We start from the raw sequence: 19,374 nt of genomic DNA, 5'->3' as shown, positions 1-19,374 counted from the left end.
CGCCGGGCCGCCGCCCATGGGCACGACGCGATGCTGATCGACTTCTTCTTCGCGCTGCGCGCAGCCAAGCTGCCGGTGTCGGTGCGCGAGTACCTGACGCTGCTCGAGGCCCTGAAGGCGCAGGTCATCGGGCCGTCGGTCGACGACTTCTACTTCCTCGCGCGCACCGTGCTCGTCAAGGACGAGGCGCACTACGACCGCTTCGACCGCGCGTTCTCGGCCTACGTTCGGGGCGTCGAGATGCGCGCCGACTTCACGCAGGACGTGCCGCTCGAGTGGCTGCGCAAGCGCCTGGAGCTCGAGCTCTCGCCCGAGGAGAAGGCGGCCATCGAGAAGATGGGCTGGGACGAGCTGATGGAAACGCTCAAGAAGCGCTTCGAGGAGCAGAAGGAGCGCCACGAGGGCGGCAGCAAGTGGATCGGCACCGGCGGCACGAGCCCGTTCGGCGCCTGGGGCTACAACCCGCAGGGCATCCGCATCGGCCAGGACAAGGGCCGCAACCGCAGCGCGGTCAAGGTCTGGGACCAGCGCGCGTACAAGGACTACGACGACGCCGTCGAGCTCGGCACGCGCAACATCAAGGTCGCGCTGCGGCGGCTGCGCCGCTTCGCACGCGAGGGCGCCGACCTCGAACTCGACCTCGACGACACGATCCACAGCACCGCAGCCAACGCCGGCCTGCTCGACATCAAGATGGTGCCCGAGCGCCACAACAAGGTGAAGGTGCTGCTGCTGATGGACGTCGGCGGCACGATGGACGAGCACGTGCACCGCGTCGAGGAGCTGTTCTCGGCGGCCAAGTCCGAGTTCAAGCACCTCGAGTTCTATTACTTCCACAACTGCGTCTACGACTTCATGTGGAAGAACAACCGGCGACGCTTCTCCGAGAAGTTCGCGACCTGGGACGTGATCCGCACCTACAACAAGGACTACAGGCTGATCTTCGTCGGCGACGCGACGATGAGCCCGTATGAGATCCTGCAGCCCGGCGGCAGCGTCGAGTACAACAACGAGGAGCCGGGCGCGCAGTGGCTGCAGCGTCTGACGCAGGCGTTCCCGAAGCACGCGTGGATCAACCCCGAGCCGCAGGGGGTGTGGCAATACCGCCAGAGCATCGCGATCATCCAGCAGCTGATGAACCAGCGCATGTTCCCGCTGACGCTGGCCGGGCTCGAAGGGGCGATGCGGCTGCTGAGCCGATGACGCGAGCCCGCGGCGCTGTCGCGGCGGCCTTGGCGTGCGCGGTGCTGGGGGCCGGCTGCGCATCGCTCGGCGGCTCGCCGCTGCCCGCGCCGCCGCCACCGGCGCAGGTGCGGCTCGCGGTGCAGGCGCCCGCCCCGCTCGACGCGCTGCTCACGACGCACCTCGACCTCGCGCGGCTGCCGCTGATCGCGCCCGGCGAGCCGGTCGGCGCCGACGAGCTCGCCCGCCTGCTCGCCGCCACGCCCGGCGAGGTGCGCAGCCTGCTGCAGACCGAGGGCTACTTCGAGCCCCGCGTCGACGTGCGCCGTGAAGCCGACGCCGACGACGGCACGCCACAAGTGACGGTCGAGGTCGACCCGGGCCCGCGCGTGCGTGTCGCGGCCGCGACCGTCGACGTGCAGGGCGACCTCGACCGGCGCGCGGCCGCCGGCGAGCACGACGCGCGCGCGACGCTCGACGCGGTGCGCCAAGGCTGGTCGCTGCCGCCGGGGGCGCCGTTTCGCAACCCACAGTGGGCCAGCGCGAAGGCCGACGTCCTCAAGCGCCTGCGTGCCGACGGCTACCTCGCGGCGCAGTGGAACGGCACCGGTGCGCAGATCGACGTCGCCGCACAGGCCGCGCGGCTGTTCGTCGTCGCCGACAGCGGCCCGCTGTTTCGCACCGGCGAGTTGCGCATCGAAGGACTGCAGCGCTACCCCGACCGCCCGGTGCGCCACCTGGCCGGATTCGGCGCCGGCGCGCCGGCCACCGAGCAGCGGCTGGTCGACTACCAGGAGCGGCTGCTGGCGTCGGGCCTGTTCGACGCTGCGACGGTGTCGGTCGACCTCGACGCCGAGCACGCCGACGCGACGCCGGTGACGGTGCGCGTGCGCGAGAAGCCGCTGCACGAGCTGACCGCCGGCGTCGGCTACAGCACCAACGTCGGCCCACGCGGCTCGCTGCAGTACACGCACCGCCGCCCGTTCGGCTGGGACGTGATCGCGCGCAACCGCATCGAGGTCGCCCAGCTGCGCCAGGCGTGGGACGGCGAGCTGCGCAGCGACCCGGACCCCGACTTCTGGAGCCGGCTCGTCGGCGGCGCCTACAGCCGCGAGGAGGCGAACGACGAGGTGACGACGTCGTGGCGCGCGCGGCTCGGCCGCAGCCGCGGCACCCGGCGCCTGGACGAGCTCGTGTTCGCCGAGGTCGAGCAGGCCACGGTGCGCAACACGCTGCTCCGAATCGTCGAGCCGCTCGCGAGCCGCGCCGCCACCGCCGTGTCGGCCAACTACCACGTCGTCTGGCGCGACCTCGACGACGTCATCCTGCCGACCACCGGGCAGTCGCTCGCGCTGCAAGGCGGTCTCGGCCACTCGACGAGCGACGACGCGCGTTCGGGGGTGTTCACGCGACTGTACGGCCGCTACACGGTGTACCGGCCGCTCGCGCGCACGTGGTACGCGCAGGCGCGCGTCGAGCTCGGGCAGGTGCTGCGCGCCGACGGCGTGCAGGTGCCCGACACGCTGCGGTTCCGTGCCGGCGGCGAGAACTCGGTGCGCGGCTACGACTACCGCTCGCTCGGGCCCGTCGTCGACGGCGTCGTGACCTCCGGCGACGTGCTGTTCACTGGCAGCGTCGAGCTCGCGCGGCCGCTGTCGGCGCGCCTGCCGTCGCTGTGGGGCGCGGTCTTCGTCGACGCGGGGCGCGCGGCCGCGCGTTGGGGCGACCTGAAGCCGGCGGTCGGCGCCGGCGTCGGCCTGCGCTGGCGCAGCCCGGTGGGCCCGCTCGCGCTCGACCTCGCATACGGCGACGAGCTGCAGCGCTGGCGCACGCACCTGAGCGTGGGCATCGTGTTCTGAACGCCGATGGATCCCACCGCTCACGTCGACGCTGCCCCGCTGCCCCGCCGCCGGCGTGCGTGGCGCGTGCTGCTCATGCTGGCGCTCGGGCTGCCGCTGGCCCTCGTGCTGGCCGTGGCGTGGCTGGTTGGCAGTTCGGCCGGCATCGCGTGGCTGCTCGCGCAGGTGCCGGGGCTGCAGGTCAGCGGCGTGCGCGGCGCGCTGGCCGGCGGGGCATTCGAGGCCGCGCGCGTGCAGTGGAGCGACGGCCGCGCGCGGCTCGTGATCGAGCAGCTGCGCTGGGACGACCTCGTGTGGCGCTGGCGGCCGCACGACGGCGCGTGGGTCGGCGTCGACCTGCTCGCGCCGCAGGCGCAGCGCGTCGAGTGGCGCAGCGGCGCGCCCAGTGCCGAGCCGCTGGCGCCGCCGCGCTCGCTCGCGCTGCCGCTGCAGCTGCGCGCCGTCGAGCTGCGCGTCGAGCGCGTCGAGATCGACGACGCCCCCCCGCTGCAGTCGCTCGACGCCACGCTCGAGCTCGGCGCCGACGGCGGGCGGGTGCACCGGCTGCCGCGGCTCGCGTTCGCGGTCGACGGCGTGCAGCTGCGCGCGCAGGGCGAGGTCGCCACCGGCGGCGAGCTGCCGCTGCAGCTCGCGCTCGACGCACGCTCGGCCGCGCCGGCGTGGCAGGCGCAGGCGCAGGTGCGCGGCCCGCTGCAGCGCCTGGACGTCGAGGCGCGCGCCGAGCACCGCGACCCGCCGGCGGCGCTCGACCTGCGCGCAACGCTGCTGCCGTTCGCGCCGTGGCCGCTGGCGGCGCTGCAGATGCAGGCCGACGACGTCGACCTCGCGGTGTTCGCGCGCACCGCGCCGCGCACGCGGCTGTCGGGGCGCGTCGAGGTGCGCAGCCGCGCGCTCGACGCCCCCTTCGAGGCCGACGTCGAGATCCGCAACGCCGCGCCGGGGCGCTGGGACGCGCAGCGGCTGCCGCTGCACGCGCTGAAGGCCACGCTGCGCGCGCGCCTCGACGCGCGCGACACCGTCGAGCTGACGGCGTTCGACGCCCGTCTCGGCGGCGCCTCGGGCGCCGCCGGACGCTGGAGCGGCCGCGGGCGCTGGCACGGCACGACGCTCGATCTCGACACGCGCCTGACCGACGTGCAGCCCGCCGCACTCGACGCGCGCGCGCCGGCGATGACACTGGGTGGCCCGATCGCGCTGCAGCTGCAGGGCCTGCCGTCGCCCGACGCGTCGGTGGCGCGCGACGCGACCGCGCCGCTGGCGGGCCAGTTGCGCGCACAGCTCGCCGGCCGCGTCGGCGCGCTGCCCGCCGCGCCGCCGGTGCGCGTCGATGCCAGCGTCGACGCCCGCGTCGAGCGCGGCGCGTGGCAGGTCGAGCTGCGCGAACTGCGCGCCGCGGCCGGCGAGGCCGCGGCCCGCGTCGACGGCCGCGCCTCGCGTGACGCGGCCGGCTGGACGCTGGCCACGCGCGGCGAGCTCGCGCGCTTCGACCCGCTGCTGTGGTGGCCGGGGCGCGACGACGACCCGCTGCGGCGCGGGCCGCACCGCCTGGACGCACGCTGGCAGGCCGATCTCGCGCTGCCGCCGGCGGCCACCCCCGCGGCCACGGCCGACGCGCTCGCCGTGCTGCGCGGGCGTGCCGAAGTGCAGATCGCCGACAGCCTCGTGGCCGGCGTGCCGCTGTCGGCGGCGCTGCGCTGGGCGCATGCCGACGGCGGGGCGCCGCAAGTCGCGCTCGACGCCGACGTCGGCGGCAACCGCGTCGCGCTGCGCGGTGACGGCGCGGGTGGCGGCCCCGGTGCCGGCACCGCGTGGCGCGCCGAGGTCGACGCGCCGCGGCTCGCCACGCTGGCGCCGCTCGCGCGGCTCGCGCCGGCGTGGACCGACGCGTGGCCGCGCGCCGGCACGCTGCAGGCGCGTGCGAGCGCCGACGGCCGCTGGCCGGCGTTGCGCACCGACGGCGAGCTCGAGCTGCGCGGCGTCGAGGCGATGCAGGCCCGCGTCGCGCGCGCGCAGGCGCGCTGGTCGCTCGCACTCGACGCGGCCGCGCGGCCAGACGAAGCGCTGCGCGTCGAGATCGACGCCGAGGGTCTCGCCCGCGGCGAACAGACCCTCGACGCGGTGCACGCGCGCATCGACGGCAGCCTGCGCGCGCACCGCATCGAGCTCGACGCCGCGAGCCCGCTGCGCCCGCCCGCGTGGACCGACGCCTGGCTGCCGCCCGGGGCGGTCGCCGCCGGCAGCACGCTCGCGCTGCGCGGCGAGGGCCGCTGGCTGGCGGCGGTGGGCGGCGGCGGGCGCTGGCACGCGCGCATCGACGACCTGCACGCTGCGCCGCGCGACGCCGCCGGGCGCGTCATCGACACGCGCTGGGTGCAGGCGCGCGCGCTGGCGCTGCAGCTCGACGTCGACGCCGCGGGCGCCGTGCGCGAGGCACGCGTCGAACCCGGGCGGCTGCAGCTGCTCGACGCCGCGCTGCGCTGGCGCGAGCTGCGCTGGAGTGCGGCCGCGCCGGGCGCCGGCGCGACGATCGCGCTCGACGCCGAGGTCGAGCCGCTCGACGTCGCCGCGATGCTGGCTCGCCTGTATCCCGACTTCGGGGCCGTCGGCGACCTGCGCGTCGGCGCGCGCGTGCAGTGGCGGCGCGCCGAGAAGGTCGAGGCCGACGTCGTCGTCGAGCGGCTCGGCGGCGACCTCGCGCTGGCCGAGGGTGGCCAGCGCCAGCCGCTCGGGCTGACCGACCTGCGGCTGGCACTGACGGCGCGCGATGGCGTGTGGGAGTTCACGCAGGCGCTGGCCGGCGCGCAGGTCGGCGTGCTGGCCGGCGCGCAGCGCGCGCGCAGCGCACCGTCGGCGCCATGGCCCGGCGCCGACGCACCGCTCGATGGCGTCGTCGAGCTGCGCGTGGCCAACGTCGGCGTGTGGGCGCCGTGGCTGCCGGCGGGCTGGCGGCTCGGCGGCGAGCTGCACACCAGCGCGACGCTGGGCGGGCGCCTGGGCGCGCCCGAGTACCGCGGCGAGATGACCGGCAGCGCGCTGTCGGTGCGCAACGTGCTGCAGGGTGTCGACGTGCGCGACGGCGTGCTGCGCTTGACGCTGGCGGGCGAACAGGCGCGCATCGAGACGCTGAGGCTGCGTGCCGGCGACGGCAGCATCGAGGTCACCGGCGGCGCGACGTTCGGCGAAGCGCCGCGCGCGCAGCTGCAGCTGGTGGCCGAGCGCTTCCAGCTGCTCGGGCGCGTCGACCGCCGGCTCGTCGTCAGCGGCCGCGCCGACGCGACGCTGACGCGCGACGCGCTGCGCCTGGACGGGCGCTTCGGCGTCGACCGCGGGCTGATCGATTTCACGCGCGCCGACGCCCCGACGCTCGACGACGACGTCACCGTCGTGCGCCGCGGCGAGGCGGCGGCGCCGGCGGCGCGCCCGCGCGCGCCTCAGCGACGCATCGACGTGCGCCTCGCGGTCGACCTCGGGCGCGAGCTGCGGCTGCGCGGGCGCGGCCTGGACACGCTGCTGCGCGGCGAGCTGGCGCTGACGACCCCCGGCGGTCGACCGGCGCTCACCGGCACCGTGCGCGCCGAGGACGGCACCTACCAGGCTTATGGCCAGCGCCTGCAGATCGACCGCGGCGCGATCGTCTTCACCGGCGTGCCCGACAACCCCCAGCTCGACATCCTCGCGGTGCGGCCGAACCTCGACGTCGAGGTCGGTGTCGAGATCGGCGGCACCGCGCAGGCGCCGCGCGTGCGGCTGTACAGCGACCCGGCGATGCCCGACGTCGACAAGCTGTCTTGGCTGCTGCTCGGGCGCGAGCCCAGCGGCCTCGGGCGCGCCGACGTCGCTCTGCTGCAAAGCGTCGCGCTCGCGCTGCTGGCCGGCGAAGGCGAAGGGCCGAACACGACACTGATGCGCGCGCTGGGGATCGACGAGCTGTCGGTCGCGCAGACCGAGGACGGGACGGTGCGCGAGACCGTCGTCACCGTCGGCAAGCAGCTCAGCCGCCGCTGGTACGTGGCCTACGAGCGCGGCGTCAACGCGGCCACCGGCAGCTGGCAGCTGATCTACCGTGCCGCGCGGCGCATCACGGTGCGCGCGCAGACGGGCGCCGACACCGCGCTCGACGTGATCTGGACCTGGCGCTGGCGCTGAGCCTGCCTGCGGCGGGCACAATGCGGCCCCGCTCGCCGTAGTTCAATGGATAGAACGGCCGCCTCCTAAGCGGCAAATACAGGTTCGATTCCTGTCGGCGGGACCAGTCTCAGCGCTGGCGCATCGCGCGCGACAGCAGCACCACCGGCAGCAGCCCGACCGCGACGATCGCCAGCGACGGCAGCGCCGCCTCGCCCAGGCGCTCGTCGCGCGCGAAGTTGTAGGCCACGACGGCGAGCGTGTCGGCGCCGAAAGGGCGCAGCACCAGCGTCGCGGGCAGCTCCTTCATCACGTCGACGAACACCAGCAGTGCCGCGGCCAGCGCCGAGCGCCTGAGCAGCGGCGCGTGCAGTTCGGCCAGCAGCCGCCAGCGCGACGCGCCGAGCATGCGCGCGGTGTCGTCGATCGAGCGCGGCACGCGCGCGTAGCCCGCCTCGACCGACTGCAGCGCCACCGCCGAGAAACGCACGAGGTAGGCATAGACCAGCCCGACCAGCGTGCCGGTGACGAGCGTCGGCAGCTGCGCCTGCGGCCAGCGCGCCTGCACCCAGCCCACCGGCAGCAGGATGCCCACCGCGATCACCGCGCCGGGCACCGCGTAGCCGAGCGCGACGACACGCGCGCCGACGCCCAGCGCGCGGCCGCCCACCCCGCCGCCCGCGCCTTGCGTGCGCAGCACGAAGCCCAGTGCGAGCGCGAGCGAGGTCGCCGCGACGGCGGCGACGGCCGCGAGCTGGAAGCTCACCGTCGCCCACTGCGCGAAGCGCGCCAGCGGCAGGCCGAACTCGGCGTGCACCGCCTCGAGCCACAGCATGCGCACGAGCACTCCCACCGGCAGCACGAAGCCCAGCAGCACCGGCAGCCCGCACAGCGCCCACGCCGCCGCCACGCCGCGGCCGCGCAGCGCGACCGGCCGCGCCTCGCTGGCCTGCGCGGCGCCGGGCCGTGCGGTCGCGAAGCGCAGCCGCCCCTGCGCGCGCCGCTCGGCCCACAGCAGCAGCCCCACCAGCACGAGCAGCATCGACGCGAGCTGCGCGGCGGCGATGCGGTCGTTCATCACCAGCCATGCCTTGTAGATGCCGGTCGAGAACGTCGTGAGCCCGAAGTACGCACCGACGCCGTAGTCGGCCAGCGTCTCCATCAGCGCGAGGGCGACGCCGGCGGCGATCGCCGGGCGCGCCAGCGGCAGCGCGACCTCGAGCACGCGCCGGCGCAGCCCGGCGCCGAGCAGGCGCGCGGCCTCCATCATCTGCACGCCGCGCTCGCCGAGCGCCGTGCGCGTCAGCAGGTAGACGTAGGGGTACAGGCACAGCACGAACAGCACGACGGCGCCGGGCAGACTGCGCACGTCGGGCCACAGCGCGCCGCGCGCGCCGGTGAGTTCGCGCAGCGCCGTCTGCAGCGGACCGCTGAACTGCAGGAAGTCGGTGTAGGCGTACGCCAGCACGTAGGCCGGCATCGCCAGCGGCAGCAGCAGCGCCCACTCGAAGACGCGCCGGCCGGGAAACTCGAACAGCGTCACCGCCGCGGCGGTGGCCGCCCCGAGCACCCCGACGCCGACGCCCACGCACACCGCGAGCACCAGCGACTGCGCGGCGTAACCCGGCAGCACGGTGTCGAACTGGTGCGCGAGCGTGCGCCACGCCGCGTCGTCTAGCGCGAGCCAGGCGCCGAGCACACCGAGCACCGGCAGCGCGAGCAGCGCGCACAGCAGCGTCAGCAACACGCGCACGAGCGGCCCGTTGGCGCGAAGTCGCGCCAATGAATAAGAACAATCCGCATTTCGGGCGCGAGGCTATCATAGGCGCATGTTCCTTGAGCTGTCGCAGATCACGGTGCGCTACCCCGGCGCCGCGGCGCGCGCGGCCGTCGAGGGTGTGAGCCTCGGTCTGGCCGCCGGGCAGCTCGGCGTGCTGATCGGCCCGTCGGGGTGCGGCAAGACCTCGCTGCTGCGCGCGGTGGCCGGTCTCGAACCGCTGGCCTGCGGTCGTATCGCGATCGGCGGCGAGACGGTGGCCGACGCGGCGGAGGGCGTGCACGTCGCGCCCGAAGCGCGGCGCATCGGCATGGTGTTCCAGGACTACGCGCTGTTCCCGCACCTGAGCGTGGCCGACAACGTCGCCTTCGGCATCCGCCACCTGCCGCGCACCGAGCAGCGCGAGCGCGTGCAGCGGCTGCTCGACCTGGTCGGCCTCGGGCACGCGGCGCAGCGCGCGCCGCACCAGCTCTCGGGCGGGCAGCAGCAGCGCATCGCGCTGGCGCGCGCGCTGGCGCCGCAGCCGCGGCTGCTGCTGCTCGACGAGCCGTTCTCGAGCCTCGACGTCGACCTGCGCGAGCGGCTGGCGCACGACGTGCGCGCGATCCTGAAGACGACCGGCACGACGGCGCTGTTCGTCACGCACGACCAGCTCGAGGCGTTCGCGGTCGGCGACGTGATCGGCGTGATGCACCGCGGCCGCCTCGAGCAGTGGGACGACGCCTACGCGCTGTACCACCGCCCCGCCACGCGCTTCGTCGCCGACTTCATCGGCCACGGCGTGTTCGCGCCGGCGCGCATCGTCGAGTGCGAACACGGCCACTGCGTGATGACGCCGCTGGGCGAGCTGCACGACATGGCCGAGTGCCCGCTGCCCAGCGCCTACCCCGGCGGCGAGTGCGACGTGTTGCTGCGCGCCGACGACGTCGTGCACGACGACGCGTCGCCGGTCAAGGCACGCATCGAGCGCAAGGCCTTCCGCGGCGCCGAGTTCCTCTACACGCTGCGCCTCGAGAGCGGCGAACGCGTGATGGCACACGTGCCCAGCCACCACGACCACCAGGTCGGCGAGTGGATCGGCATCCGCATCGAGGCTGACCACGTCGTCACCTTTGCACGCGAGCCGCGGCCGTCGTCGGCCGCCTGAGCGGCGCGACCGCGGGCGCCGCCGTCCCCGGTGCCGACACGGTCACGCAACTTTCGCGCCCGGCGGCACTCGAAAGCACGCCCAGCCGTATACTGGATCGGCGCCCAGCCCTCTCGAAAGAGGCACGGTACCGTCGCCAGCGGGCCGGGCCATGCTGTCCACTCTCGCCTGAAGGTCGCCGTCCATGGGTGCCAAACTGAAAGTCGCCGGATTGCTCGCCGTGGGCGCCCTCGCCGGCGCGTTGACCACGATCCAGGTGCAGGCGATCGCGCGCAACTCGCTCGCACCGCTGCCGCTCGAGGAGCTGCAGCAGCTCGCCGCCGTGTTCGGAATGATCAAGACCGACTATGTCGAGCCGGTCGACGAGAAGAAGCTGATCACCGACGCGATCTCGGGCATGGTCTCGGGCCTCGACCCGCATTCGCAGTATTTCGACAAGAAGAGCTTCAAGGAATTCCGCGAGGGCACCACGGGCCGTTTCGTCGGCGTGGGCATCGAGATCGGCATGGAAGACGGTCTCGTCAAGGTCGTCTCGCCGATCGAGGGCTCGCCGGCGTTCAAGGCCGGCATCAAGAGCGGCGACCTGATCACCCGCATCGACGACGCCCCGGTCAAGGGCATGACGATGGACCAGGCCGTGCGCCGCATGCGCGGCGAGCCCAACACCAAGGTCGTGCTGACGATCTTCCGCAAGGCCGAGAACCGCTCGTTCCCGGTGACGATCACGCGCGCCGAGATCCGCACGCAAAGCGTGCGCGCGAAGATGGTCGAGCCGGGCTACGGCTGGGTGCGCCTGAGCCAGTTCCAGGACAACTCGGTCGAGGACTTCGTGCGCAAGGTCGAGGAGCTGTACAAGCAGGACCCGAACCTCAAGGGCCTCGTGCTCGACCTGCGCAACAACGGCGGCGGCCTGCTCGACGGCGCGATCGCGATCTCGGCGGCGTTCCTGCCGCGCGACGCGGTCGTCGTCAGCACCAACGGCCAGGTGCCCGACTCGAAGGCCGTCTACCGCGCGACGCCGGAACATTACGTGCGCCGCGCCGCCGGCGACCCGCTGCGCCGGCTGCCCGACGCGATCAAGAAGGTGCCGCTCGTCGTCCTCGTCAACGAGGGTTCCGCGTCGGCCAGCGAGATCGTCGCCGGCGCGCTGCAGGACCACAAGCGCGCCACCATCATGGGCGCACAGACCTTCGGCAAGGGCTCGGTGCAAACGGTGCGCCCGCTGTCGGCCGACACGGCGCTGAAGATCACGACGGCACGCTACTACACGCCGTCGGGGCGCTCGATCCAGGCCAAGGGCATCGTGCCCGACCTGTGGATCGACGAGACGCCCGAAGGCAACGTGTTCTCGGCGCTGCGCCTGCGCGAGGCCGACTACGAGCGCCACCTGATGAACGGCGCCGACGAGAAGGACCCGGCGCGCGAGAAGGCGCGCGAGGAAGCGCGCCGCAAGCTCGAGGAGCAGGCCGCCAAGGGCAACGAGGCGCCGAAGCCGCTGCCCGAGTTCGGCAGCGCGGAGGACTTCCCGCTGATCCAGGCGCTCAACCACCTCAAGGGCCAGCCGGTGACGACGAGCAAGACGATGGCCGAGCGCAAGGCCGAAGCCCCCGGCGGCAAGTGATGGACGACCGCCTGCCGCGCCTGGCATGAAGGATGAGGGGCGCCGAGGGCGCCCCGATTTCATTCGCCATGCGTCCTTTCCGATGACCGACGACCAGCTGCTGCGCTATTCGCGCCACATCCTGCTCGACGAGATCGGCGTCGACGGCCAGCAGCGCCTGCTCGACGCGCACGCGCTCGTCATCGGCGCCGGCGGGCTGGGCTCGCCGGTGACGCTGTACCTGGGCACCGCCGGCGTCGGCCGGCTGACGATCGTCGACCACGACACCGTCGACGTGACCAACCTGCAGCGCCAGATCGCGCACGACCTCGCGCGCGTGGGCCTGCCCAAGGCCGAGTCGGCCAAGCGCAGCATCGCCGCGATCAACCCCGACGTCGCCGTGACCGCGCTCGTGCAGCGCGCCGACGCCGCCGCGCTCGACGCGCTCGTGCGCGACGCCGACGTCGTCCTCGACTGCAGCGACAACTTCGCGACGCGCCAGGCCGTCAACGCGGCCTGCGTCGCGCACCGCAAGCCGCTGGTGGCCGGCGCGGCGATCGGCTTCGACGGCCAGCTCTCGGTCTACGACGTGCGCGACGCCGCCAGCCCGTGCTATGCGTGCGTGTTCCCGCCCGACGCGACGTTCGAGGAGGTGCGCTGCGCGACGATGGGCGTGTTCGCGCCGCTGGTGGGCATCGTCGGCAGCGTGCAGGCCGCCGAGGCGCTGAAGCTGCTCGCCGGCGTCGGCCGCTCGCTCGCCGGGCGGCTGCAGATGCTCGACGCGCGCACGATGGAGTGGACCGAGATCCGCATGCCCCGCCAGCCGCAGTGTCCGGTGTGCGCCGGCCGCGACCGCTGACACGCCTTCCCCCGCCCGGACGAACCCCGACGATGGACACCAAGCGCGCCGAACTGACCGCCCGCAACTTCCCCAGCGCGCAGGAGGACGCGCACGCCGTGCCGGCGGCCGAGCGCTACGCCAGCCCCGACAGCGCTTACCGCCTCGCGTTCACCGACACCGAGTTCCTGCTGCGCGAGGAACTGCGCCCGGTGCGCATGCAGCTCGAGCTGCTCAAGCCCGAGATGGTGCAGAAGGAACAGGGCATCACGTCGACGATCGTGATCTTCGGCAGCGCGCGCATCCTGCCGCCCGACGAGGCGCAGCGCCGCCTCGACGCCGCACGCGCTGCGGGCGACGCGCAGGCGGTCGCGCGCGCCGAGAAGGCGCTCGCGATGAGCCGCTACTACGACGAGGCGCGCCGCTTCGCCGCGCTCGTCACGCTGCGCTCGCGCGACCTCGACACGCCGATCTACGTGTGCACCGGCGGCGGCCCCGGGATCATGGAAGCCGGCAACCGCGGCGCGCACGACGTCGACGGCAAGAGCATCGGGCTGAACATCGTGCTGCCGCACGAGCAGGCACCCAACCCGTACATCACGCCGCAGCTGTGCTTCCAGTTCCACTACTTCGCGATGCGCAAGATGCACTTCCTGATCCGCAGCATCGCGCTGGTGTGCTTCCCCGGCGGCTTCGGCACGCTCGACGAGCTGTTCGAGGTGATGACGCTGCAGCAGACGGGCAAGATCCGCCGCCGCCCGATCCTGCTGTTCGGGCGCGACTTCTGGGAGCGGCTGATCGACTTCGACCACCTCGTCGACACCGGCATGATCGACGCGAAGGACAAGCACCTGTTCCACTACGTCGAGACCGCCGAGCAGGCGTGGGAGGTGCTGGCCGGCGAATACGGCTTCGACGCGGCGCCGACCGTCACCGGCGAGTTCGCCGTCGACATCTGACCGCATGACCGCCCAGCGCCACGTCAGCCTGATCGGTGCGCCGACCGACGTCGGTGCCGGTGCGCGCGGCGCGAGCATGGGGCCCGAGGCGCTGCGTGTGGCGGGCCTCGTGGCCGCGCTCGAGGCCCATGGCGTGGACGTCGTCGACCGCGGCAACCTCGCCGGGCCGACGAACCCGTGGCGGCCCGCCGTCGACGGCTACCGCCACCTCGACGAGGTCACCGCGTGGTGCCACGCGGTGCACGACGCCGTGCACGCCGAGTTGCAGGCCGCGCGCATGCCGATCGTGCTCGGCGGCGACCACAGCCTGGCCATCGGCAGCATCGGCGCCGTCGCGCGCCACTGCCGCGAGGCGGGCAAGAAGCTGCGCGTGCTGTGGCTCGACGCGCACGCCGACTTCAACACGAGCGTGCTGACCCCCAGCGGCAACCTGCACGGCATGCCGGTGGCGGTGCTGTGCGGGCACGGCCCGCGCGCGCTCGTCGAGATCGCCGGCGCCGCGCCGGCGCTGCTGCCGCGGCAGATCCGCCAGATCGGCATCCGCAGCGTCGACCCCGGCGAGAAGCGCTTCGTGCACGAGGCCGGGCTCGAAGTGTTCGACATGCGCTACATCGACGAGCACGGCATGCGCCACGCGATGGAGCTCGCGCTGGCCACGCTCGACGCGCACACGCACCTGCACGTGAGCTTCGACGTCGACTTCCTCGACCCCGAGATCGCCCCCGGCGTCGGCACGACGGTGCCCGGCGGGCCGACGTACCGCGAGGCGCAGCTGTGCATGGAGATGATCGCCGACAGCGGCCGCCTGGCCAGCCTCGACGTGATGGAGCTCAACCCGGCGCTCGACGTGCGCAACCGCACCGCCGTGCTGGCCGTCGACCTGATCGAGAGCCTGTTCGGCAAGAGCACGCTGATGCGCCGCGGCTGATACATTGGCCCGGCCCGCCCCGACCGCCGCCACGCACGCCATGCCCGACACGACCCCGCTGCTGATCGGGATCTCCGCGCGCATCTACTACCCGGCCGCGCCGGTGCTCGACATCGGCGGCGTGTTCACGAAGACGCTGCACTACCTCGAGCAGTCGGTCGCGCACTGGGTCATGTCGCGCCACGTGCTCGCGGTGATGATCCCGGCGGTGGACGCCGACAGCATCGTCAAGCGGCGCGACATCAGCCTGCGCCGCTACGCCGACATGCTCGACGGGCTGGTGCTGCAAGGCGGCAACGACATCGCGCCCGAGACCTACGGTGAAACGCCGATCGACCCGCGCTGGCAGGGCGACCGTGTGCGCGACCGCTACGAGATGCAGTTGCTCGAGGCCTTCATCGAGGTCGGCAAGCCGGTGCTGGGCATCTGCCGCGGCCACCAGCTGATCAACGTCGCGTTCGGCGGCACGCTGTACCAGGACATCGCCACCCAATTGCCGCAGGCCATCGCGCACCACGACGCCGAGCTGTACGAGCGCCGCCTGCACGCGGTCAACCTGGTGCAGGGCACGCGGCTCGCGCAGCTGTACCCCGGCACGCTGCAGGCGGCGATCAACTCGATCCACCACCAAGCCGTCAAGGACCTCGGCCGCAACCTCGTGGCCGAGGCGATCGCGGTGCCCGACGGCCTCGTCGAGGCGATCCGCTGGCGGGGTCCCAGCTACGTGTTCGGGATGCAGTGGCACCCCGAGTTCATGGCGCTCGAGACGCTGCACGAGGAGCAGCTCGACGGCCGGCCGATCCTCGCGGACTTCCTCGACGCGGTGCGCGAGCGCAAGATGCGCGCACACACGGGGCCGGCGCCGGCGTCGCCCCCGGTGGTCGACGCCTGAGGCACGCGCCGCGCGCGTGCGGCGCTCAGCTGTCGCCCAGGCCGCCGCTGAGCGTGTCGCGGTGACGGTCGCCGATGGCCAGCGTGCGCAGGCTCCACGGCACGTTGTCGACCTCGTCGACCTCGAGGCCCTCGATGCGCGCCAGCGCGCGCTGACGCGCGTCGCTCGCGCGCAGCCGCAGCAGTTCCTGACGCACCGCGGGCGGAAAGCCGCGGCGCCCGCCGCGCCGGTCGACGAGCAGGTCGTCGAGGACCTTGCCCACCAGCATCGCGTCGCCCCAGCACAGCGCGATCCGGTTCGCGATGCGCGGGTACTGCGCCGCCAGCGCCTGCGGGCGCTCGTCGGGCGGCAGCGACTCGAGCCAGCGGCGCGCGATCTCGCTGAGCGCGAGGTCCTGCGGGCGCAACGGCGCGCGCTTGGCGCTCAGGTCGCGTTCGGGATCGCGGCTCGCGGCCGCGCGCTGCGCTGCGCGCTCGCGCGCCTCGCGCGCAGCACGCGACTCGTTGGATCGGCGGAAGAAATCGAACGCCATGACTCGGACCGGGTTCCAGTCACCCTCGATGGCCTCAGGTGGCGCCATCGAAACGCAGGTGTAAGCGATTGTCACGCCGTCACGGACGCAGCCGACAGCACCCGTCGGGCGCGACCGGCGCCGGTGGTAATTTGTCACGCACGGTGACCCCCTCGTCGAGGGGGCGGTCAGGCCATCAGCGCTGCGTTCGCCGGTCGGGCGGGGATCGTGACGTTCAGCGCGCGCACCACTGGCGCTCGCACGGGATGCCGTCGCCGTCACCGTCCATCTGTGTGCCCGGGCAGTGGCGCAGGAACCAGGTCGCCTCCTCGCACGACGTCATCTGGCTGCACTGCGTGCGGCCGTCGCAGCGGCGTGCATCGCCGCGCAGCGACAGCACCGTGCCCGTCGTCGCCTTGGCCGCGGTGCCTGACGACGTCGCCGCGATGGCCGCCGGCGCGACCGGCCCCTGGGCGGCATCCTGGCACGGCCCGTGGCGGCGGCGGAACTCGCGCGGCATCAGCGCGCCGGGATCGGCATGCAGCCCGCGCTTGAGCGACTGCGCCATGCGCTCCTGCGCGACGAAGGGGCCGCGGTCGTGCTTGTAGCGGTAGCTCCACGCATGTCCGTCGCGCACCAGGCGCTCGCCGATGTCGAGGTCGCCGCGCAGCAGCCTGCCCAGCGTGCGGCCGTGCTCGTCGCGCCCCTGCACGACGAGGCGCAGCGTGTGCCCCTGCACGTGCTCGGCGAGGGCGTCACGCGCCTGCGGGCCCCAGGGCTGGCAGATCTCGGGCGCGTCGATGCCCTGCAGCCGCACCGCGATCGGCTCGCCGCCGCCCGCCGGCACGAAGCTGACGCTGTCGCCGTCGACGACGTGGACGACGGTGCCGGTGATCTCGGTGGCCGCGCGCGCCGGCGCGGCGCTCGTGAGCACGCCGGTGGCCAGCGCCAGCAGCATCGCGGCGAGCGAACCGATGGACAGGCTCATGACGATCCTTTCGCGAACAGGTGCCACAGCCCGACGCCGAGCAGACCGAGCAGCGCGAGCCACACGACGACGACGGCCACCGCGCCGGCCATCAGGCGGGGCAGCCGCTCGGCGTGCGCCTCGGCCTCGCGTAGCCGCGCCTGCCACAGTTCGGCCGGCGTCAGCCACACCGCCAGCGCAATGCCCAGCGGCAGCAGCAGCGCGTCGTCGAGCTGGCCGAGCAGCGGGATGAAGTCGGGGATCAGGTCGATCGGGCTCAGCGCATACGCCACCACGGCGACCGCGACGAGCTTCGGTGCCCACGGCGTGTCCGGGTGCCGCCACAGCTTCCACAGCGCGAGCAGCAGCACCGGCAGCCGCCCCGGCTCGAGGCGACGCCACCACGGCTTGGCACGCTCCATCGGTCGGCTCCCGGTCGAGGGTCTCGGTCGCAATGCACGGGCCGTCGCAGGCATCCCCCACTATAGCGGGGCGCGCCGCGGCGACGGCGCCGAAACGGCGGCCGAAACGCCGTCAGTTGCCGCCGCGCTTGGCCACCAGCGTCAGGATGTCGTAGCTGGCGACGATCTCGCCCGCCTGGTTCGTCACCTCGACGTCCCACGCGACGACGCCCTGGCCGACGCCCTTGGCGTCGGTGCGGCCGCGGTCGGTCTTGCGCTTGCAGGTCAGCCGTGCCTGGATCGTGTCGCCGATGCCCACCGGCTTGACGAAGCGCAGCGTGTCGAGGCCGTAGTTGGCGAGCACCGGGCCCGGCGCAGGCGACACGAACAGGCCGGCCGCCGCCGACAGCACGAAATAGCCGTGGGCGATGCGCTTGCCGAACGGGCTGTCCTTCGCGGCGATCTCGTCGAAGTGCATGTAGAAGTAGTCGCCCGAGATGCCGCCGAAGGCGACGATGTCGGCTTCGGTCACCGTGCGCCGGTGCGTCAGCAGCGAGTCGCCGATGCGCAGGTCCTCGAAGTGCTTGCGGAAGGGGTGCACGTCGCCCTCGCGCACCTTGGCACCGCGCACGTGCTCGCCGGTGACGGCGGCGAGCATCGTGGGCGAGCCCTGCACCGCACAGCGCTGCAGGTAGTGCTTGACGGCGCGCACGCCGCCGAGCTCCTCGCCGCCACCGGCGCGCCCCGGCCCGCCATGTTTGAGCGGCGGCAGCGGCGAGCCGTGGCCGGTCGACTCCTTCGCCGCCTCGCGGTCGAGCACGAGCCAGCGCCCGTGCAGCGCCGCGGCCACCGGCACCGCCTTCGCGGCGATCGCCGGATCGCGCGTGACGAGTGTGCCGACCAGGCTGCCCTGCCCCTTCGCGGCGAGCGCGAGCGCCTCGTCGAGCTCGTCGTACGGCATCAGCGTGCTGACCGGCCCGAACGCCTCGACCTCGTGCACGACGCCGACGTCGAACGGCTTCGCGCACGCGAGCAGCGTCGGTGCGAAGAATGCGCCGTTCGCCGTGCCCTCGCCGACCGGCGCGAAGCCCGGCCCGCCGTCGTAGACCACCTCGGCGGCCTCGCGCAGCCGCGCGACCTTCGCGGCGACGTCGGCCACCTGCGCGTGCGACGCGAGCGCGCCCATCTTCACGCCCTCGACCGCCGGGTCGCCGACCACGGTCTTGGCCAGCCGAGCCTTGAGCGCCTGCGCGACCGCGTCGAGGTGGCGCCGCGGCACGATCGCGCGGCGGATCGCGGTGCACTTCTGCCCGGCCTTGACCGTCATCTCGCGCGCGACCTCCTTGACGAAGAGGTCGAACTCTTCGTCGTCGGGGCTCACGTCGGGCGCGAGGATCGCGCAGTTCAGGCTGTCGGCCTCGGCGTTGAACGGCACGCTCTGGCGCACCAGGTTCGGGTGCACGCGCAGCTTCGCCGCGGTGTCGGCGCTGCCGGTGAAGGTGACGACGTCGCGCCCGTCGAGGCGGTCGAACAGGTCGCCGACGCCGCCGATCACGAGCTGCAGTGCACCCTCGGGCAGCAGCCCCGACTCGTCGATCAGCCGCACCAGAGCCTCGGTCAGGTAGCTCGTCGCGGTCGCGGGCTTGCCGATGCACGGCATGCCGGCGAGGAAGGCCGGGGCGAACTTCTCGAGCAGGCCCCACACCGGGAAGTTGAACGCGTTGACGTGCACCGCGACGCCGCCGCGCGGCACCAGCACGTGCGTGCCGGCGAAGCCGCCGCCCTTGCCCAGCGGCACCGGCGGGCCCTCGTGCAGCAGGTTGCCCGACGGCAGGTCGTTGCCGCCGATGCCGGCGTACGCGAACAGCGTGCCGATGCCGCCTTCGATGTCGATCCAGCCGTCGGCGCGCGTCGCGCCGGTGTGCGCCGACACCGCGTACAGCGCCTCCTTGCGCTCGGCGAGGAACTTCGCGAGCGACTTCAGCCGCTGCGCGCGCTGCTGGAAGTCGAGCGCGAGCAGCGATGGCACGCCGATGCGCCGCGCGTGATCGACGGCCTCGCCGAAGTCGATCGCATCGGCGTGCGTGTGCGCGACGACGTGGCCGTCGATGGCGCTCCTGAGCGCCTGCGCAGGTTCGGTGCCGAGCCAGCGGCCGGCGATGTGGCTTTGAAGGGTCGTGATCATCTC

At 73.7% G+C, this 19,374-nt stretch carries 14 protein-coding genes and 1 tRNA gene; 10 read left to right on the top strand and 5 right to left on the bottom strand.

Annotated elements, in window-relative coordinates; all coding sequences use genetic code 11:
- Window positions 1-30 precede the first annotated feature (30 nt).
- The 4 genes from DRV96_RS11615 to DRV96_RS11600 all read left to right on the top strand — a co-directional run bounded on the left by DRV96_RS11615 (window position 31) and on the right by DRV96_RS11600 (window position 7,293).
- A complete protein-coding gene (locus DRV96_RS11615) occupies window positions 31-1,203 on the top strand; it encodes a vWA domain-containing protein (RefSeq protein ID WP_119291180.1) in 1,173 nt (390 codons plus the stop codon).
- Window positions 1,200-3,041, top strand: a complete 1,842-nt coding sequence (locus DRV96_RS11610) for an autotransporter assembly complex protein TamA (protein WP_119291178.1) — start codon at window positions 1,200-1,202, stop codon at window positions 3,039-3,041. The genes DRV96_RS11615 and DRV96_RS11610 overlap by 4 nt, the downstream gene beginning before the upstream one ends.
- A 6-nt stretch (window positions 3,042-3,047) precedes the next feature.
- Window positions 3,048-7,187, top strand: a complete 4,140-nt coding sequence (locus DRV96_RS11605) for a translocation/assembly module TamB domain-containing protein (RefSeq protein ID WP_162911025.1) — start codon at window positions 3,048-3,050, stop codon at window positions 7,185-7,187.
- Between the two features lie 31 nt (window positions 7,188-7,218).
- Window positions 7,219-7,293, top strand: a tRNA-Arg gene (locus DRV96_RS11600).
- Window positions 7,294-7,296: 3 nt separating this feature from the next.
- Here DRV96_RS11600 and DRV96_RS11595 read toward each other — a convergent pair.
- On the bottom strand, window positions 7,297-8,919 hold the full coding sequence (locus tag DRV96_RS11595; RefSeq protein ID WP_119291174.1) for an ABC transporter permease: 1,623 nt from the start codon (window positions 8,917-8,919) through the stop codon (window positions 7,297-7,299).
- 76 nt (window positions 8,920-8,995) lie between these two features.
- Between DRV96_RS11595 and DRV96_RS11590 the strand changes: the two genes are divergently transcribed.
- The 6 genes from DRV96_RS11590 (at window position 8,996) to DRV96_RS11565 (ending at window position 15,307) form a co-directional block, all read left to right on the top strand.
- On the top strand, window positions 8,996-10,090 hold the full coding sequence (locus tag DRV96_RS11590) for an ABC transporter ATP-binding protein (RefSeq protein ID WP_119291172.1): 1,095 nt from the start codon (window positions 8,996-8,998) through the stop codon (window positions 10,088-10,090).
- A 184-nt stretch (window positions 10,091-10,274) separates the two neighbouring features.
- Window positions 10,275-11,711 (top strand): S41 family peptidase, encoded by a 1,437-nt coding sequence (locus DRV96_RS11585; RefSeq protein WP_119291170.1) that lies wholly within the window; start codon window positions 10,275-10,277, stop codon window positions 11,709-11,711.
- Between the two features lie 82 nt (window positions 11,712-11,793).
- Window positions 11,794-12,549 carry a HesA/MoeB/ThiF family protein gene (locus tag DRV96_RS11580; protein WP_119291168.1) on the top strand — a complete coding sequence of 252 codons (756 nt, stop codon included), beginning with the start codon at window positions 11,794-11,796 and terminating at the stop codon, window positions 12,547-12,549.
- Window positions 12,550-12,581: 32 nt separating this feature from the next.
- On the top strand, window positions 12,582-13,487 hold the full coding sequence (locus DRV96_RS11575; protein ID WP_119291166.1) for an LOG family protein: 906 nt from the start codon (window positions 12,582-12,584) through the stop codon (window positions 13,485-13,487).
- Window positions 13,488-13,491: 4 nt separating this feature from the next.
- Window positions 13,492-14,415, top strand: coding sequence for an arginase (rocF, locus tag DRV96_RS11570; RefSeq protein ID WP_119291164.1), 924 nt, complete (start codon window positions 13,492-13,494; stop codon window positions 14,413-14,415).
- 40 nt (window positions 14,416-14,455) lie between these two features.
- Window positions 14,456-15,307, top strand: a complete 852-nt coding sequence (locus tag DRV96_RS11565) for a gamma-glutamyl-gamma-aminobutyrate hydrolase family protein (RefSeq protein ID WP_119291162.1) — start codon at window positions 14,456-14,458, stop codon at window positions 15,305-15,307.
- Window positions 15,308-15,332: 25 nt separating this feature from the next.
- Here the strand turns inward: DRV96_RS11565 and DRV96_RS11560 are convergent, their stop codons facing one another.
- The 4 genes from DRV96_RS11560 to paaZ form a co-directional block, all read right to left on the bottom strand.
- Window positions 15,333-15,839, bottom strand: a complete 507-nt coding sequence (locus tag DRV96_RS11560; RefSeq protein ID WP_119291160.1) for a hypothetical protein — start codon at window positions 15,837-15,839, stop codon at window positions 15,333-15,335.
- A 214-nt stretch (window positions 15,840-16,053) separates the two neighbouring features.
- Window positions 16,054-16,806, bottom strand: coding sequence for a thermonuclease family protein (locus tag DRV96_RS18585; protein WP_162911024.1), 753 nt, complete (start codon window positions 16,804-16,806; stop codon window positions 16,054-16,056).
- Window positions 16,803-17,207 carry a YkvA family protein gene (locus tag DRV96_RS11550; protein ID WP_119291157.1) on the bottom strand — a complete coding sequence of 135 codons (405 nt, stop codon included), beginning with the start codon at window positions 17,205-17,207 and terminating at the stop codon, window positions 16,803-16,805. The genes DRV96_RS18585 and DRV96_RS11550 overlap by 4 nt, the downstream gene beginning before the upstream one ends.
- Before the next feature lie 112 nt (window positions 17,208-17,319).
- Window positions 17,320-19,371 carry a phenylacetic acid degradation bifunctional protein PaaZ gene (gene paaZ / locus DRV96_RS11545; RefSeq protein WP_210757031.1) on the bottom strand — a complete coding sequence of 684 codons (2,052 nt, stop codon included), beginning with the start codon at window positions 19,369-19,371 and terminating at the stop codon, window positions 17,320-17,322.
- Window positions 19,372-19,374 lie beyond the last annotated feature (3 nt).

It is taken from the genome of Azohydromonas sediminis, assembly GCF_003574675.1.
In the GTDB taxonomy this organism is placed as follows: Bacteria; Pseudomonadota; Gammaproteobacteria; order Burkholderiales; family Burkholderiaceae_C; genus Calidifontimicrobium; species Calidifontimicrobium sediminis.
This window is presented reverse-complemented; position numbering and strand designations above follow the sequence as displayed.